Here is a 16,675-nt window from a genome sequence, read left to right as displayed (position 1 = left end):
GGCCCGAATAAATCGGGCCATGACGGTTTTGGGTTGTGAAAAATGCAACGTTCTTCCAATCAAACCCGCTTAACCGGACAGCAGTGGGTCAAGCCCGGGGGTGACACTTTTTTATATTTGGCGGGCGCGGAACGAGGTCTTGCGACGGAATTTCGGGGTTGGAGCGTTGAAGCGGCTATCCACCTTCGCGCCAAGGGGCGCTATGGCGCGATCAGCCCGCCCTGACCGCTGGTCAGGACGGGCTAACGCGATTGTGAGCCCATGACGCCGAAAGGGTCTTGGTTCCGGGCGCGCTTCGGGGATAATGCGGACCATGGCGGACATTCGGGCGATAAAGACCCGGGGCCGCCGGAGGCAAAACAGGAGGAGCCCCCCATCATGACGACCCCAACGGGCCGCACCTTGGATTCAAGGGGGCCACTCACGCGCTCGACGCTCTTTGCCTTTGCGCTGCCGGCGGCGCCGATTTCGGCCATGGGGTTGCCCCTCGTCGTTCACCTGCCGCCGTTCTATGCCGGCACGCTGGGGCTCGGGCTCACCGTCGTCGGCACGATCTTCATGCTGGCGCGCTTCTGGGACGTGTTCACCGATCCCGTGCTCGGCATCCTCTCCGACAAGTTCGAGACGCGCTGGGGGCGGCGGCGGCACTGGATCGTGCTTTCCGTGCCGATCATGCTCGTTTCGGTCTACATGATCTTCATGCCGCCCGTCGCCGTGACGGCGGTCTATCTCGTCTTCTGGCTGTTCGTGCTTTATGTCGGCTGGACGCTGCTGACGATTTCGCACATGTCGTGGGGCGCCGAGCTGACGCCCGATTATCACGAGCGCTCGCGCGTGCAGGGCGCGCGCGAGATCGCGCTGATCCTCGGCATGGTGTTCGTGCTGACGCTGCCGGTGCTGATCGAGATGACGGAGCCCGAAAACGTCGCCTCGGCACGCGTCGCCTCGATGGGCTGGTTCGTGCTGATCCTGCTTCCGATCGCGGTCGGCCTTGCGGTGTGGAAAGTGCCGGAGCGGCCGACCAAGCCGCCGGTGCATGTGCCGTTCAAGGAGGCGGTGCGCGCGCTTGTCAGCAGCCGGCCGTTGCAGGTGGTGCTGGCGGCCGATCTCATCGGCGGCGTATCGGGCGGGCTCGTCGCCTCGATGTTTCTCTTTCTCGCCGAGGACGCGCTCAAGCTCGGCCAGTATTCGAGCCTGATGCTGCTCGGCTATTTCCTTTCCGGCGTCGGCTTCATTCCGCTGATGCTGTGGATCAGCCGCCGTCTCGGCAAGCACAAGACGGCGTCCTGGTCCGCGCTCTTCAACGCCGTCACCATTCCGCTGATCCTGATCATTCCGCCGGGGCAGCCGCTGATCGCGCTCGGCGCCTGGGTGCTGCTCGGCGTCAACATGGCGGCGGGGCCGTTCCTGTTCCGCTCGATCATGGCCGATGTCGCCGACCACGACGCCGTCATCACGCATCAGCAGCGCACGGGGCTTTTCTATTCGATGCTGACCTCGACCAGCAAGTTCGGCGCGGCCATCGCGATCTTCATGGCCTATACGCTGCTCGACTCGATCGGCTTCAAGGCGGGCGCCGAAAACACGCCGGAGGTGCTGGACAGCCTGCGCGCCGTCTATGTGTGGCCGGCGACGATCATCAGCGCGGCGGTGGCCGCCATTCTCTGGTTCTATCCGATCGACGAGAAGCGGCAGGAAGCCAATCGCGCGATCCTCGAAAAGCGCGGGCTGGAAGCGGCGGCGACCGCCATCGCGGCGCGCACCGGCGCGCCGTCCGACGCGCAATCCTCCGGCGTGCCGGCGGATTGAGGCGATGCCGGAATTTTCTTCGGGAGGCGCTTCCATCGCCTATGAGGTCGCCGGCGAGGGCAAGCCGATGCTGCTGGTGCACGGCTTCGCGGCGACGGCCGAGGACAACTGGGTGCGCACGGGCTGGGTGCAGGCGCTGACACGGGCGCGGCGTCAGGTCGTGACGCTCGATTTGCGCGGGCATGGGAAGAGCGCGAAGCTTTACGATCCCGCCGACTACACCACCGACAAAATGGCCGGCGATGCGCTGGCGCTTCTCGACCATCTCGGCATCGAGCGGGCGAGCCTGATGGGCTATTCGATGGGGGCGGGGATCGCCGCCCATCTCGCCGCACATCACGGCGCGCGCTTCGGCGTCGTCGTGCTGGGCGGGGTCGGCGCGAAGATGCTGGAAACCGGAGAGCGGATCGGCGGCGTCGCCGAGGCGCTGGAGGCGGAAAGCGCCGAGGGTATCACCGAACCGCTGGCGCGCGGCTTCCGGCTTTATGCCGAGGGGCTGGGACAGGATCTGAAGGCGCTGGCGGCCTGCTCGCGGGCGCCGCGCGCCGGCGACCGCGGCGCCGATCTCGGCCTGATCCGCAACGAGGTTCTGGTGATTGCCGGCGCGCGCGACGATCTGGCCGGCGATCCGGGACCCTTCGCGGCGCGCATCGCCGGCGCAAGGGCCGAAATCGTTCCTGGTACGGATCACATGTTCGCGCTCGCCAATCCGATGTTCAAGGGCGCGGTGATGGATTTTCTGGCCGGGATTACATGAGGGCGGGAGCGGCCGACCAAGGAGTTTCGGTTGTGCGAACGTTGCATTTCCCCAACCCAAATCCGTCATGGCCCGATTTATTCGGGCCATCCACGTCTTGGCGGCGGGCACAGGAAGAAAAGAAAGACGTGGATGACCCGGACAAGCCGGGTCATGACGGTTAAATTTGGATTCGAAAATTAAACCGGGCAGGAGCGAAGGCATAACACCCATGACCGGTCCCCGTTTGTCACCCTTGCGTCTCGCCGCCTTTTCAGGCCCCGCCATTCCGATCGCCGCGCTCGGACTTCCGATCGGCGTTTATCTGCCGCAGTTCTATGCGGGGCCGATGGGCCTCGGGCTCGCCGCCGTCGGCACGATCTTCATGCTGGCGCGGCTCTGGGACGTCGTCACCGATCCGGCGATGGGGGTTCTCTCCGACAGGTTCCCCTCGCGCTGGGGACGGCGGCGGCACTGGATCGTCCTCTCGGTGCCGCTGCTGGTCGTTTGCGCCTATATGGTGTTCGTGCCGACGGCGCCGGCGACGAGTTTCTATCTCATCGGCTGGATGTTCTTTCTCTATATCGGCTGGACGATGCTCACCATCTCGCACATGGCCTGGGCGGCGGAGCTCTCGGCGGACTACAACGAACGCTCGCGCATTCAGGGCTACCGGGAGGCGTTCCAGCTTCTCGGCGTGCCGCTGGTGCTGCTCATTCCGGCGATCATCGAGCGGATCGGCGCGGAGAATATGGAGGCGGCGCGCGTCGCCGCCATCGGCTGGTTCATCGTGCTGGTGCTGCCGGTCGCGGTCGGCCTCAACATCCTGTTCGTGCCGGAACGGAAATCCGCGCCGCAGCGGCCGCTCGACCTTGGCGCGGCGATCCGGGCCATCTTCCGCAACCTGCCGCTTCGCCGGTTGCTGGCGGCGGATTTCCTGTCGGGCTTCGCGGGCGCGGCGCTCGCCTCGATGTATATTTACGAGGCGACCTATGTGTGGGGCATCGGCTCGATCGCGAGCTTCCTGCTGCTGATTTATTTCTTCGGCGGCATCATCTTCATTCCCGTCGTGCTGAAGCTGAGCTACCGGCTCGGCAAGCACCGCACCGTCGTCGCGGCCGGGCTCTTCAACGTCGTCTTTCCGCCGGTCATCTTCCTGATCCCGGAAGGAAACTATTATGTGGCGGCGCTGGTGCTGCTGTTTCTCGGCGTCAATGTCGGCACGACGACGACGCTCTACCGTTCGATGATGGCCGATGTGGCGGATATCGACGAGCTCGAAACCGGGCAGCGGCGGACGGGGCTTTTCTACTCGCTGCTGACGCTGACGCAGAAGCTCGGCGGAGCCTTCGCGGTCGGCGTCGTGTTCTGGACGCTGGCGCTGATCGGATTCGTGCCGAAGCAGGGGGAGAACACGGAGGCGACGCTGACGGGTCTTTCCATCGTCTTCGTGGCGACGCCTGTCATCTGCAATGCGATCGTCGCCGCGATCATGTGGCGGTTCCCGATCGGGCTCAAGGAGCAGGAGGCACTGCGCCGCAAGCTCGACGAGCGCTTCGTCGAGGAAGTGGAACTGACGGAGCGGCCGCCGAACCTGCCGTGAGGAAGCGACTCACTCATCCGTGAGGCAGGGATAGCTATCGAGCAAGGCCTCCGCCATGGCAAGCCCGTCAGACCTCTCCGCCCAGTCGGGTTCAACCCCAAGGATGAACATGTATTGGAGCACGGTCTCGGCCGCCTCATAGGGCTCGACGGGCACGCAGGCCGGGTCCGGATTGAACGAGAATTTTTCTATGAACGCCGGGATGAATGCGTGTGTAAAGGCGCGGCAATAGTCCGGATTGCCCGCGCATTCATCGAGAAATTCACTCAGAGACTTTTCGGGCGGTTCCTCCGCATGCGCGTGCGAGCCGATAAGTGCCAGGGTGACCGCGATTGACGCAAAGACCGTCTTCATTTTCTGCACCCCTCACCCGGTTGAGCGAGCGTGAGCGCGAGACCGGGGCGCGTCAAGGGAATTGAAAAACCGAACGGGTGCCGAATTTGCCGTGAGGCGAAGGGAAGGGTTTTCACGCGGAGACGCGGAGGCGCGGAGAAGAGAAGAAAGAAGGGGTTCACGCCCGCGGGTATCGCCTTTGGCGATCCCGAGGACAGGCTCCGGCGCGAAGACGCGAAGAGGAAAGAAAAGGCTATTGGCGCTTCGCGCCGAAGTGTTCTTCGCGCCGAAGGCGATACCCGTGGGCGTGCAAAAATCTGTTCTTCTCCTCTTCTCCGCGGCTCCGCGTGCAAAAATCTTTCTTGCGAGAGGTCGGGGCGTAAGCGAATGGCGCTTACATGCAGCCGCAGCCGCCGATGTTCGCCGCGCCGTTCGGATCGTAGGCGGCGGCGACGGAGCGGGCGGAGCTGGCGGCGGTTTCGGCGAAATCCGCCTTCGCCTTTTCGCGCATCGCGGCGTCGGTCATGAAGTCGATGGCGGTCATGGCGAGCGCCTTGGCGCCGTCGAGGCAGGCCTTGTCGCCGAGATCGGAGGCGGCCCATCTGGCGAACTCCGGATTGTGGATCACGACATGGGGCGGGGCGCACGCGATCATCGGGTGGATCGACGGCACGCGATGGCTAATGTTGCCCATGTCGGTGCTGCCAGCCGAACCCGTCGGCATTTTCGAGAGCGGAAAGAAATCGCGGCCGAGCGAGCGGGCATTGGCTTCATATGAATCCGCAATCGCCATGCTGGTCTTGAGGTCGAGATAGTCGGCCTTGGCCCATTTGACTTCCGCCGTGCAGCCGGTCGCCAGCGCGCCGGCCTCGAAACAGGCCTGGACGCGGGCCTTCAAGGGCGCGAGGTCTTCGGCGGAAGCGGCGCGGACATAGAAAATGCCGGCGGTTTCGTCCGGCACGATGTTGGGCGCCATGCCGCCCTTCTTGATGATGCCGTGGATGCGTTCGGTTGGCTTGATGTGCTGGCGGAGTTGCGCGATCGCCTGATAGGCGGTGATGAGGGCGTCGAGCGCGTTGAGCCCCATATGCGGCATGGCCGAAGCATGCGCCGAGCGGCCGCGATAGGTGACGGCGACTTCGGAGACGCAGATGCAGGGCATGGTGACGAGATCGACGCCGGCCGGATGCACCATCATGGCGGCGTCGAGCCTGTCGAAGGCGCCTTGCTGCGCCATCAGTTCCTTGCCGCCGCCCTGTTCTTCCGCCGGCGTGCCGAGATAGCGGACACGGCCGGGAAGGCGCGCGCCCAGTTTCGCGAGCGCCAGCGAGGCGCCGAGGCCGGTGGTGGCGATGATGTTGTGGCCGCAGGAATGGCCGATGCCGGGAAGGGCGTCGTATTCGGAGAGGATCGCGACTTCGGGGCCGCTGGCGCCGAAGCTCGAGGCGTAAGCGGTCGGGAGGCCGAAGGCGCCGCGCGTGACGGGGAGGTCCGCGCGGTCGAGCGCGGCGGTCAGGATGCGGGCGGCCTCGTGTTCGTGGAAGGCGAGTTCGGGCTTCGAATGGATCTCGTGGCTGACGGCGAGGAGTTCGGCGGACATGGCGTCGATCATCGCGCAGGTCTCGCGTTTCAAGAGGGCGGCGTCGGTCATTTTTCTTTCTCCCCGGTTTGGGATGAAGCCTAACGCCCTTTGCCCGGCTTTTCCACCGGGGGCGGGGAAGGGCAGGAAGGATTTGGCACGCGGAGACGCGGAGCCGCGGAGAAGAAGGAAGAAATATTCACGCGAAGGCGCAATCTATCTTCTTCCTTCGCGCCTTCGCGTGCAAAAACCTGTTCTTCTCCGCGGCTCCGCGTCTCCGCGTGCAAAAAACCTTCCTTGCGGCTCGCGCTGCGGGAGTCGGCTGGATATTGTAAGCGCGGCGGCCGGCGGAGGTGGATGGTGGATTATTTCAAATCGGACGGGTTGCGGCTTGCCTATCGCGTCGAGGGTGAGGGCGATCCGATTTTGCTGGCGCATGGGTTTGCGTCGACGCATCGGGTGAACTGGATCGAGACCGGCTGGAGCCGGGCGCTGATGGAGGCGGGGTTTCGCGTCATCATGCCGGACATGCGCGGGCATGGCGAAAGCGACAAGCCGCATGAGGCGGAGAACTACACGCTGTCCGCGATGGCGGCGGACCTTGTGGCGCTCATCGATCACCTGGGCGAGCCGGGCGCCGACCTGATGGGCTATTCGATGGGGGCGATGGTGGCGCTCGTCGCAGCGATGGAGTGGCCCGACCGTTTCGACCGGGTGATTGCCGCAGGCGTCGGCGCGCGGCTGCTCGATCCGGACCGCGATCCGGGGCCGGTGATCGAGGCGCTGCTGGCGGACGATCCCGCAAGCGTGACGGACGCAGGCGCGCGGATGTTCCGCGTCTTCGCCGATCAGAACCGGCAGGACCGCGCCGCGCTCGCGGCCTGTTTCGAGGCGGTGCGGGCGCCTTTTCCGGTGGCGGGGCTCGCGGGCATTTCGCGGCCGGTTCTCGTCGTTGCCGGCGAGAGCGACGAACAGGCGGGCGCGGCGGGGCCGCTCGCGGCGCGCATTCCGGGCGCGCGCGCCTTCACGGTGCCGAAGCGCGACCACATGAAGACGGTGGGGGACAGGGCTTATAAAGAGGCGGTGTTGAAGTTTCTGGCGGGGTGAGGTTTACCGCGCCGTCAGCGGCGCGAATCCCAGATGCAGGCCGGCATCGGTGATCAGCGTTTCGCCGGTGATGTGGTCGGAGCCTTCGCCGCAGAAGAAGACGACGGCGGCCGCGATGTCTTCGGGCGTGCCGGCGCGGCGCAAGGGCGTCGTTTCCTCCTGCTGGCGCTTGATGCCCTCAAAGGTTTGCGTGCCGAAGCGGTCGGAAAACCAGCGCGTGCCGATGAAGCCGGGGCAGACCGCGTTGACGCGGATCACGGGGGCCAGCGAACGGGCGAGCGAGAGCGTCATGGTGTTCAAGGCGCCTTTCGATGCCGCATAGGCGACCGACGAGCCGATGCCGGTGACGCCGGCGATCGAGGAAATGTTGACGACCGAACCCTTGCCGGCCTTTTTCATGTGCGGCTCGCAGGCGCGGATCATCTGGTAGGCGCCGACGACATTGACCTTGTAGATCCAGAGGAAGTCCTCGGCGTTCAATTCGTCGAGTTTCGCGTGATCGGCGAATTTCGTGCCGCCGGCATTGTTGACCAGCACATCGACGCGACCCCATTTGTCGACGGCCGCCTCGACGATGCGGCGGCAATCGGCGTCCTCGCCGACATCGCCCTGGCCGAGGATCGCCTCGACGCCTTTTTCCTCGCAGGCGGCCAGCGTTTCCTTCGCTTCCGCTTCGCTCTTTGTGTAATTGATGACGACATTGCAGCCTTGGTCCGCAAGCCGGAGTGCGACCGCCGCGCCGAGACCGGTGGCCGAGCCGGTGACGATGGCAACCTTGTTCTTGAGCGGCATTTTTTATCTCCCCGGTTTCACGTTGCCGCGGAGTGTAGCGAGCGGCGGCGGCGGACCCAAGCCGGGATCGCGCGAAATGTCGCGATCCGACTATCGGTCAGTTGTTTTCGGGGAGCGGCGGGGAACGGAAGGCGGCGAGGATCAGACGGTCGGCGATGCGGTCGCGGCGCGCCGCCGGCACATCGAGTTCGATGCCGACAAGGCCTTCGGCGGGATAGTGGCGCGCCCGTCCGCGGGCAAAGCCGACGCCCGGCACATCGAGCGCCAGTTCGGCGCCGAGCGCGGGCAGCGGCGAAACCTCGACCACGGCGCCCGTCGCCGACATGTCGTGAACCAGACATTCGGCATCGACGCCGGCAAAGACGAGGCGCCCCTCGAGGCGCGCGCCGATGCGCCGGAAAAGGCGGCGCTCGGCGGCGGCGGGCGGAGGGACATGCGCGGGTTCGGTCATGGAAGCCGAGGCTAGGACGCCGAGGTTGCCAAATCCTTGCCGGGGCCCCATCTCCCTTCGATCGGCAAAGGTGGCACCAGACAAAAGGAGACCCGGCATGGGACAGCTCGTTTCCGGCAAGGAACATAAATCCGGCTATGAAAGCCATCCGGAACATCTGCTGCGCGTGCTGCCGGCCGGGCGGCGCGTGCGCGTGCATTTCGGCGGCGAGACGGTGGCCGACAGTATGGAGGCGCTTGAGCTTTTCGAGGGCAGCTATGCGCCGGTGTTCTACCTGCCGCGCAAGGATGTGAGGATGGACCTGCTCAAGCCGACGGAGAGCCATACATGGTGCCCGTTCAAGGGCGAGGCGAGCTACTGGGCGCTGGCGGCCGGAGCCGAGCAAGTCCATGACGCCGTCTGGTCCTATGAGGACCCGTTTGTCGAAATGGCCGACATCAAGGATTATGTGGCCTTCTATCCGAACAAGGTGGACATCGAGGCCGATCCGGCCTGACGCGGGCGGCGAGCGGGGGAGGGGAAATTGATCCGGATTTCATTCGCGGGGCTCGCGCTTGCCGCGGGGCTTGCCGCCGGCGCGGCGCGCGCCGAGCCGGTGTCGGCCTATTCATCGGTCGATACCGACCAGTGCCGGGTGACGGCGACGGATGAAGAGTCCGGTTCCGCGTGGCTCGCCTGCCCGGATTTTCGCGGGCACAAGGTCGAGGTGCTGGAAGGCGATCTGCGTTTCTATCTCCAGATCGACGATCCGAAGCGGGAGAAGATGCTGTCCGGGCAGACGCTTCCGCCCTTCAACCGGCTCGGCAAGATGCTCGAATGGCGGCTCGACGCCGAGGGCCGGGCGTTCGCCGTCATCGTGCGCTATCTGACGCAACATGACGGCGGTGACGGCACGTTCACCGACGGTCAGGTGCTGGTGGTGTCGAAGATCGGCGATGAGGCCTGCCATGTCGCCTATGTCGATGCGCGCGCCAATGCCGACGCCAATGCGCTGGCGCGCGCGGCGGCGGACCGGCACGCGGCGTCGTTCGATTGCGCGAACGACACCGCGATCCGCGTCGGAAAACCGGGAAAGAGCCTCGGCGAGTAGTCAGGCCGGCTTCTTCGCGTCCTCCGGGAGACCTGAGAGGAAATCGGAAATGATTTTCTCGAAGTCGATGCGCTTGCCGAGCGTCGCCATCGGGCCGGCGGTGAGGCCGCCATCGACCGCGATGGTCTGGCCGGTGACGAAGCTCGAGGCGTCGCTGGCGAGGAAGAGGGCCGTCTCCGCAATGTCGGAGGGGAGGCCCGAGCGCGGCGTCGGCTGGATTTTCGCCAGATGCGTCTTCATCACTTCGGCGAACTGATCGGCGACCTGGGTGCCGAGGCCTAGCCCTGAGCCGAAGATCGAGGTGGCGATGCCGCCGGGGCAGATCGCATTCGAACGGACGAAATGCGGCGCGAGCTGCAGCGCGGCGCAGCGCGAGAAGTGATGCACGGCGGCCTTGCAGGCCGAATAGACCAACGGTCCGTAGCCCGCCTGCAGGCCGGCGACGGAGGCCGTCGAGATGATCGAGCCGGACTGCTGCGCCGTCATGTGCGGCACCGCATATTTGTAGCCGAGCACGACGCCTTTCAGCAGCACGCCGACGGTTTCGTCGAAACCGTTCATGTCGATTTCGTGCAACTCGCCGCCGACGCCGCCATAGCCGGCATTGTTGAAGAGGACATCGAGCCTGCCGAATTTCTTCACCGTGTGATCGACGAGGTTCTTCACCTCGTCTTCATGGGCGACATTGGCGCGGCAATAGGAGAAGCTCGCGCCCAGTTCGCGCTCCATCGCCTCGCCCTTGTGGTCCTGCAGATCGGCGGCGACGACCTTCGCACCCTCCTGCAGAAAAAGATCGACCGTGCCGCGGCCGATGCCGCTGGTGCCGCCGGTGATGATGGCGACCTTGCCGTCGAGACGTCCCATTTGTTTTCTCCCTGTCGTGTTGTTGTTTTTATTTGCCTTTGAATTCCGGTTTTCTTTTTTCCATGAAAGCGGCGCGGCCTTCGGCGTAGTCCTCGCTGGCAAAGCAGCGGGCAATCAGCGCGTCGCATTTTTCGTGATCGAAATTGCCGGGCGCTTTCGTGAATTCGTCGACGACCTGCTTGGCGGTGGCAACCGTCAGCGGCGCGTTTTCGGCGATGGTCGCGCAGGTGTCGCGGGTGAGGGCTTCGAGTGTTTCGGGCGCGGTGACGCGGTTGACGAGACCCATGGCAAGCGCCTCGTCGGTCGTGAAGCGGCGGGCGGTGAAAAAGATCTCCTTGGCAAAGGCAGGTCCGACGACATGCACGAGGCGGCCGGTTCCCGACGCCGCATAGGCGAGGCCGAGTTTCGCGGCCGGGATGCCGAAGCTCGAACCTTCGGATGCGAAGCGCAGGTCGCAGGAAAGCGCGATGCCGAGACCGCCGCCAATGCAGTAGCCGTTGATCATCGCGATGGTGGGTTTCTGCGCTTCGGCAATGGCGTCGAAGGCGCGCGTCGTCGCATCTTCGTAGGTCTTCACGCCTTCGGCCGAAGAGCGGCTCTCGCCGAATTGCGAAATGTCGGCACCGGCGACAAAGGCCCGGTCGCCCGCGCCCTTCAACACGATGACGCGGATGTCGGGATCGGCGTCGAAGCCCGCGACGATTTCCGGCACCGCCTGCCACATGTCGAGGCCGACGGCGTTGAGGCGTTCGGGATTGTTGAAAATCATCCAGCCGATGGCGCCGGTTTTTTCGGCGATCATGCGGGAGGTGGGGGAGGGCATGGGGCGCGTCCTTGCTCGGAAGTGTCGATGCCTTCTGAGATACAGGGCGCTTCGCCAGCTGGCAACCGGCCTCGGGCGGTCGCGCCTTACACCGGCGCGACATATTCCAGTTGCGGCTCGCGGACGGGCGGCAGGTTGTCCTTCAGGTCGGCCAGCAGGTCGGATTTTAGTGACGCACAGGCCGGGTCGTTCCAGAGGTTGCGGAATTGCCGCGGGTCTTCCTTGTGGTCGTAGAGTTCGCCCTCCGTGCCGTCATAAATCGTGCCGGGCAGGCAGGCGGTGATGGTGTAGCCGTCGCGATAGATGGTGCGCAGGCCGACCGTCGTGCCGTCGACATGTTTGCAGTCCCATTCGGTGAAGACGCGCTCGCGGCCCTGCTTGTCGCCTTCGGCGTCGGTCTTCGGCATCGGCTTGCCTTGCATCCAGTCGGGCACGGGGAGACCGGCGATTTCGCAGAAGGTCGGCGCGAGATCGACCTGGCCGACGGGCTTTTCGACGGCGGCGGGCGCAACTTTCGCCGACTTTGCCGGGCGCCAGATCATCGGCAGGCGCATCAGCGCGTCGACGTGATAGGGGCCCTTGAACAGGAGGCCGAACTCGCCCTGGAATTCGCCATGATCGGTGGTGAAGACGACATCGACATCATCGCCCCAGCCGCGCTTTTCGACATAGGCCATCACCTTCGCGATGGCCTCGTCGATCAGCTCGTTTTCGACATGGGTGAAGGCGTTGATTTCCTGCACCTGATCGGCGCTCATGTCGCAGGCGCGGAAATCCGGCGGCGCTTCGAAATTGGTGACGCGCTCGCCGGTGTACCATTCCATCCAGTGTTGCGGCTTGCCGGCCAACACTTCCTCGATCCTTGCCTTCGAGCCCGGATAGAAATCCGGCAGCGGCGTGTCGCGCCAGGGGTGGCGGTGGAGTTCCGACTGCGGCGGGTCCCAGGGGTGATGCGGATCGGGGAAGCTCATCCAGCAGAACCAGTCGTCTTGCGTGCCAACTGAGCCGAGCCAGTCGATGGTGCGGTCGGCGACCCAGTCGGTGTGGTAATGCTCGCGCGCGACCGGATTGAAATGCACCTGGCAGGCGCCAGTGTCGCCGCCGCCCTGTGCGTTCACCTGAAATTTTTCGTTGAGGTTCTGGTAGAAACCCGCCAGCGCCTCCGGGTCGTGCTTTTTCATCCATTCGTTGTAGTGGAGGATCAATGGCGAATGCGTGGCGAGCTCCATGTAATCGAAGCCGCGATGCGGCCCATGCTCGCCGAGCCGTGCCATCTGGCTTTCATAGAATTGCTGGTGGATATCGAGGAAGGGCTCGAAATGCGCCTTGCCGATCAGCGCGGTTTTATAATTGCCCTTGTCGTGCAGATATTGTGCGACCGAGGGCGCGTCGGCGGGGAGCGGGACGCCGTTCATCCAGACGCCATGCGTCGAGACATATTGGCCGGTGATCATGGTGGAGCGCGCCGGCATGCAGACGACGTTCTGGTTGTGGGCGCGGGTGTAGTTGATGCCGTTTGCGGCCAGAGCGTCGATGGCGGGCGTCTTTGCAACTTTCTGTCCGTTCGCGCCGATCGCATCGAAGCGCATCTGGTCGGTGGTGATGAAAAGGATTTTCCGGCCCATGCGTCTCTCCCGCGCCGGGCGACGGCGCGTTCGCGTTTCTAATGTGTTTCATTAATTTCTAATGGAGAGCAGACCGCAAGGCAAGCAAAGCCGGAACGCTGTGGCAGGTTACAGGCAGATGAAACAGACCGTCAGACGCTGATGTCGAGCTGTGTGCCGGCGCCGGCCGGCGGGCTGGCGGCAAGCTTTGCGCCGCCTTCGGTGGCTTCCGCAATCAGCTGCGCCAGCGCCACATCCTGCTTGAACTGCGTCTTCAGCAGCACGGCCTGCATGGCCATCTGAAGCTGGCTCTTCTGGCTGGCGACGGCCGCGGCGGCGATGCTCGATGCGGACATGGGGACCCGGGGATACGAGAAGGAGGACCGGGTTTGATGCTAGTGGCCGAGGTCTTAACGCTTCCTTGCCGCGCTGTGCCGGATCGGGTCAGTCCCGGTCGTCGCCCTTCAGAAATGCGGTCATCGCCGGGAGCGCGGCGCGGTCCTGCAGCATGAAGAGGTGGCCGCCTTCGAAGAAGCGCAGTTCGGCGCCGCGGATGCGGGCGGCCATTTTCTCCTGCGTTTCAGGGAGCGCGATGCCGTCATATTTGCCGGCGCAGATGAGCGTGGGGCAACGGATGTCACCGAGACGGTCCCATGTGTCGTGCTTCGCGCGCGCTTCGAGCTGGCGGCGCTGGCCCATCTCGTGGCCGGATTCGTCCGCATATGGATCGGCAGCGGCGAAGGCGACAAATTCCTCATACTGTTTCGGATTGGCCTTCGCCCATGCGGCGTCGCGGCGGGTGTCCGATATGGGGATCATGTGGCGGGCGCGGGTGTCGCGATCCATGTGTTGCAGCGTGTGCAGCGGGTAGGAAGCGCCGCCCGCGCCACCGGGCGATGTGCAGGCAAGCACCAGTCCCTCGACAACATGCGGATGACGAATCGCCAGCTCCTGCGCCACCATGCCGCCGAAAGAGACGCCGACGACCAGCGCCGAGCCCCAGCCGATGGCGGCCATCAGGCCGACGGCGTCCTCGGCATATTCGGCCATGCTGTAGGGGCGGTCGGGCTTGCCGGTCTGGCCGAGGCCGCGCTGGTCATAGGCCAGCATGTCGAAGTGCTTCGGGAAAGGGCCGTCGAGCACATTGGGGCGGACGCGCAGGTCGCCGCCTGTGCCCGAAATGAACAGCAGGCGCGGGCCGGCGCCGAGACGTTCGTGGTAAATCTCGATGTCGCCGATGGTGGCGAAAGGCATGGGTGGGCTCCCCGAAACGGCATGTCGGAAAAGCCTAACATGAGGGTCCGGAAATGTGGGTTCCCCTATTGAACTCGCCCGGGTTTCGCCCATGTGTTAGTCTTGTCGAAACCGCCGGTGTGCTTCGGTATACCGGTATTTCGCCATGTGGGGCCTGTCCTCAAGGGAGGATGCGCGGCCGTCCGCATCGAACCGGCGAGGAGTGGACCCATGTCGAAGCCCAGTGAGAGGAACCAGCCGCTTGCCGTTTGCGATCCCGTCTGGGAGCGTGTGCGTGGCGAAGCCGAAGACATGACCGCCGGCGAGCCGATTCTCGCCAGCTTCCTTTATTCGACCATTCTCAATCATCGCGAATTCAACGACGCGGTCGCCTATCATCTGGCGCAAAAGCTCGGCAATGCGGAAGTGCATCCGATGCAGCTTCGCGAGCTTTTCGACGAGGCACTGCGCGAGGCACCCGAAATCGGCGAAGCCTACCGCGCCGACATCGTGGCTTATTACGAGCGCGATCCCGCCTGCCACTCCTACATCCAGCCGCTGCTCTACTTCAAGGGCTTCCATTCGCTGCAGGCCTACCGCGTGGCGCATTGGCTGTGGGGGCAGGGCCGCAAGGCGATGGCGCTTTATATCCAGAACCGTGTGTCCGACCTCTTCGCCGTCGACATTCATCCGGCGGCGCGGATCGGCCGTGGCGTCTTCATCGACCACGCGACCGGCATCGTCATCGGCGAGACGGCGGTGGTGGAAGACGATGTGTCGATGCTGCATGGCGTGACGTTGGGCGGCACCGGCAAGGAGCAGGGCGACCGTCACCCGAAGGTCAGGCGCGGTGTGCTGATTTCGGTCGGCTCCAAGGTGCTCGGCAATATCGAGATCGGCGAGTACAGCCGCATCGGCGCGGGCAGCGTGGTGCTGCACAATGTGCCGGCGCATTGCACGGCCGTCGGCGTGCCGGCCAAGATCGTCGGCTGCGCGGGCTGCGACAAGCCGGCTCATGCCATGGATCAGATGATCAAGGACGAGGGCGACGGCATCTAGCCGTCACGGCAGCCTGTCTTTCATCGCATAGAAGAGCATGCCGGCGACCAGCCCCGGATAGCGCAACCATGTGCCGCCCGGGAAATCGGGCGTCGGGATTTTCGCCAGACAATCGAAGCGTTCGGCCTGACCGGCGACCGCCTCGGCGATCAGCTTACCGGCCAGCGTCGCGATGTTGATGCCCTGACCCGAATAACCATGCGCATAGAGGATGTTCGGCGCGAGGCGGCCGAAATGTGGGATGCGCTTCATCGTGATCGCCAGCGTGCCGCCCCAGGCATAGTCGATACGCACGTCTTCGAGCTGCGGGAAGACACGCAGCATCGGCTTGCGGACGAAGCCCGCAATGTCTTTCGGCAGGTTTGGCGAATAGCTCTCGCCGCCGCCGAAAAGGAGGCGGCCGTCGGGCGAGAGACGGTAATAGTCGATGACGAATTTCGTATCCTGTACGCATACATTGTCGCGGATCAGCTGGCGGGCGCGGGCGCCCAGCGGTTCGGTCGCTACGATAAAATTGTTGATCGGCATGATGGCGCCGGCGATGCGCGGCTCAAGGCGGTCGAGATGCGCGTTGCAGGCCAGCACGACATGGGATGCGCTCACCATGCCTTGCGCCGTTTTGACGCCGGTGCGGGAAATGTCGAGGGCGCGCGTGCCTTCGTAAATTCTGACGCCTTTGGCGATACAGGCGCGGGCGAGCCCGAGCGCGTAGTTCAATGGATGAAGATGCGCACCGCCATCGTCGAGCACACCGCCCCAATAGCGATCGCTCGCCACCATTTCGCGCATTTCGTCGCGCGGAACGTAACGCGATTTGTCGTAGCCGTAGTTCGTGGCGAGATATTCGACATCTTCCTTGAGCCACGCCGCGTCGCCGCGCTTCCATGCGGCATGAAGCAGTCCGGGCTTCAGATCGCATTCGATGTTGTGTGTGGCGATCAGTTCCCTGACCAGGGCATTGCTTTCAAGTCCGAGGTCCCAGAGGCGTCGTGCCCATTCCACCCCCAGCATTTTTTCAAGGCTGCGCTGGTCCTTGCGGTGGCCGGTGCCGAGCTGGCCACCGTTGCGCCCTGAAGCGCCCCAACCGATGCGTTCGGCCTCCAGAACTGTGACTGAATATCCGCGTTCGGCCAGATGCAGCGCTGCCGACAGACCCGTATAGCCTGCGCCAACAACGCAGATGTCGACCGTTTCGTCGCCGGCGTGTGCGGGCTGCGGCGGCGGCGAATTGGCGGTCGCGGCATACCAGGAGGGCGGATAGGCGGGGGATGTCATGCGTGTCAGCCGATTTCCATTTTTCGGTCGTCGCGCCCATCGGCATAGATGTCGCAAAGATCGAGGCAAGCCTCGAAAGGAGCGCTGTCGCGCGTGTATTCGAGTGCATCGTCGTCTTGCCATTCGCTGCGAAAAACGACGGTGCCGGTTTCGGGGTGGTCCTCGATCACGGCACCGAGAAAGCCGCGCGGCGGATTGCGGTCGAACTCACGTTCCTTGTAGGCCCGGAGTTGGGTCAGGATGTGATCGGCCTGCGTGGTTTCGAATGTGATTTCGAGAGCGACGGGCATTTTTCTTTCCGGCTTGTTTTGGGTCTC

At 64.4% G+C, this 16,675-nt stretch carries 18 protein-coding genes; 7 read left to right on the top strand and 11 right to left on the bottom strand.

The genetic code is table 11. The features are described 5' to 3' along the window. The first annotated feature begins 378 nt into the window (after positions 1-378). The 3 genes from WEB61_RS05960 to WEB61_RS05950 all read left to right on the top strand — a co-directional run bounded on the left by WEB61_RS05960 (position 379) and on the right by WEB61_RS05950 (position 4,148). Complete coding sequence (locus WEB61_RS05960; protein WP_368063415.1) at positions 379-1,809, top strand: MFS transporter; 1,431 nt, start codon at positions 379-381, stop codon at positions 1,807-1,809. A gap of 4 nt (positions 1,810-1,813) precedes the next feature. Beyond that, positions 1,814-2,566, top strand: a complete 753-nt coding sequence (locus WEB61_RS05955; RefSeq protein WP_368063414.1) for an alpha/beta fold hydrolase — start codon at positions 1,814-1,816, stop codon at positions 2,564-2,566. A 211-nt stretch (positions 2,567-2,777) separates the two neighbouring features. Then, a complete protein-coding gene (locus tag WEB61_RS05950) occupies positions 2,778-4,148 on the top strand; it encodes an MFS transporter (protein WP_368063413.1) in 1,371 nt (456 codons plus the stop codon). A 9-nt stretch (positions 4,149-4,157) separates the two neighbouring features. On the opposite strand, the gene WEB61_RS05945 is transcribed toward WEB61_RS05950, so the two are convergent. After that, positions 4,158-4,502, bottom strand: coding sequence for a hypothetical protein (locus tag WEB61_RS05945; protein ID WP_368063412.1), 345 nt, complete (start codon positions 4,500-4,502; stop codon positions 4,158-4,160). Positions 4,503-4,875: 373 nt separating this feature from the next. Further along, on the bottom strand, positions 4,876-6,132 hold the full coding sequence (locus WEB61_RS05940) for a M20 family metallopeptidase (protein ID WP_368063411.1): 1,257 nt from the start codon (positions 6,130-6,132) through the stop codon (positions 4,876-4,878). Between the two features lie 285 nt (positions 6,133-6,417). Between WEB61_RS05940 and WEB61_RS05935 the strand changes: the two genes are divergently transcribed. Continuing rightward, positions 6,418-7,167 carry an alpha/beta fold hydrolase gene (locus WEB61_RS05935; RefSeq protein WP_368063410.1) on the top strand — a complete coding sequence of 250 codons (750 nt, stop codon included), beginning with the start codon at positions 6,418-6,420 and terminating at the stop codon, positions 7,165-7,167. A 3-nt stretch (positions 7,168-7,170) separates the two neighbouring features. Here the strand turns inward: WEB61_RS05935 and WEB61_RS05930 are convergent, their stop codons facing one another. Next, positions 7,171-7,959: an SDR family NAD(P)-dependent oxidoreductase gene (locus tag WEB61_RS05930; protein ID WP_368063409.1), complete on the bottom strand. Its 789-nt coding sequence runs from the start codon at positions 7,957-7,959 to the stop codon at positions 7,171-7,173. Positions 7,960-8,056: 97 nt separating this feature from the next. Further along, complete coding sequence (locus WEB61_RS05925; RefSeq protein WP_368063408.1) at positions 8,057-8,410, bottom strand: PilZ domain-containing protein; 354 nt, start codon at positions 8,408-8,410, stop codon at positions 8,057-8,059. Positions 8,411-8,507: 97 nt separating this feature from the next. Between WEB61_RS05925 and WEB61_RS05920 the strand changes: the two genes are divergently transcribed. Together WEB61_RS05920 and WEB61_RS05915 are read left to right on the top strand one after the other, a co-directional pair. After that, positions 8,508-8,906 (top strand): DUF427 domain-containing protein, encoded by a 399-nt coding sequence (locus WEB61_RS05920; protein ID WP_368063407.1) that lies wholly within the window; start codon positions 8,508-8,510, stop codon positions 8,904-8,906. Positions 8,907-8,933: 27 nt separating this feature from the next. Further along, positions 8,934-9,500: a hypothetical protein gene (locus WEB61_RS05915; RefSeq protein WP_368063406.1), complete on the top strand. Its 567-nt coding sequence runs from the start codon at positions 8,934-8,936 to the stop codon at positions 9,498-9,500. On the opposite strand, the gene WEB61_RS05910 is transcribed toward WEB61_RS05915, so the two are convergent. The 5 genes from WEB61_RS05910 to WEB61_RS05890 all read right to left on the bottom strand — a co-directional run bounded on the left by WEB61_RS05910 (position 9,501) and on the right by WEB61_RS05890 (position 14,045). Continuing rightward, complete coding sequence (locus WEB61_RS05910) at positions 9,501-10,364, bottom strand: SDR family NAD(P)-dependent oxidoreductase (RefSeq protein ID WP_368063405.1); 864 nt, start codon at positions 10,362-10,364, stop codon at positions 9,501-9,503. Between the two features lie 28 nt (positions 10,365-10,392). After that, a complete protein-coding gene (locus WEB61_RS05905; RefSeq protein ID WP_368063404.1) occupies positions 10,393-11,187 on the bottom strand; it encodes an enoyl-CoA hydratase in 795 nt (264 codons plus the stop codon). A gap of 86 nt (positions 11,188-11,273) precedes the next feature. Then, positions 11,274-12,812 carry a sulfatase gene (locus WEB61_RS05900; protein ID WP_368063403.1) on the bottom strand — a complete coding sequence of 513 codons (1,539 nt, stop codon included), beginning with the start codon at positions 12,810-12,812 and terminating at the stop codon, positions 11,274-11,276. A 131-nt stretch (positions 12,813-12,943) separates the two neighbouring features. Then, on the bottom strand, positions 12,944-13,147 hold the full coding sequence (locus WEB61_RS05895) for a hypothetical protein (RefSeq protein WP_368063402.1): 204 nt from the start codon (positions 13,145-13,147) through the stop codon (positions 12,944-12,946). An 88-nt stretch (positions 13,148-13,235) separates the two neighbouring features. Then, positions 13,236-14,045: an alpha/beta fold hydrolase gene (locus WEB61_RS05890; RefSeq protein WP_368063401.1), complete on the bottom strand. Its 810-nt coding sequence runs from the start codon at positions 14,043-14,045 to the stop codon at positions 13,236-13,238. A 210-nt stretch (positions 14,046-14,255) separates the two neighbouring features. On the opposite strand from WEB61_RS05890, the gene cysE reads away from it, so the two are divergent. Beyond that, positions 14,256-15,083, top strand: a complete 828-nt coding sequence (cysE, locus tag WEB61_RS05885) for a serine O-acetyltransferase (protein WP_368063400.1) — start codon at positions 14,256-14,258, stop codon at positions 15,081-15,083. 3 nt (positions 15,084-15,086) lie between these two features. Here cysE and WEB61_RS05880 read toward each other — a convergent pair whose 3' ends face one another. Next, positions 15,087-16,358, bottom strand: a complete 1,272-nt coding sequence (locus tag WEB61_RS05880) for an NAD(P)/FAD-dependent oxidoreductase (RefSeq protein WP_368063399.1) — start codon at positions 16,356-16,358, stop codon at positions 15,087-15,089. A gap of 5 nt (positions 16,359-16,363) precedes the next feature. Next, entirely contained in the window at positions 16,364-16,648 is a 285-nt protein-coding gene (locus tag WEB61_RS05875; protein WP_368063398.1) for a hypothetical protein, read from the bottom strand. Positions 16,649-16,675: the final 27 nt, after the last annotated feature.

Source organism: Parvibaculum sp., assembly GCF_040882025.1.
GTDB lineage: Bacteria > Pseudomonadota > Alphaproteobacteria > Parvibaculales > Parvibaculaceae > Parvibaculum.
Note: the sequence above shows the minus strand (reverse complement) of the source record. Positions and strands in the feature narration are given on the sequence as shown.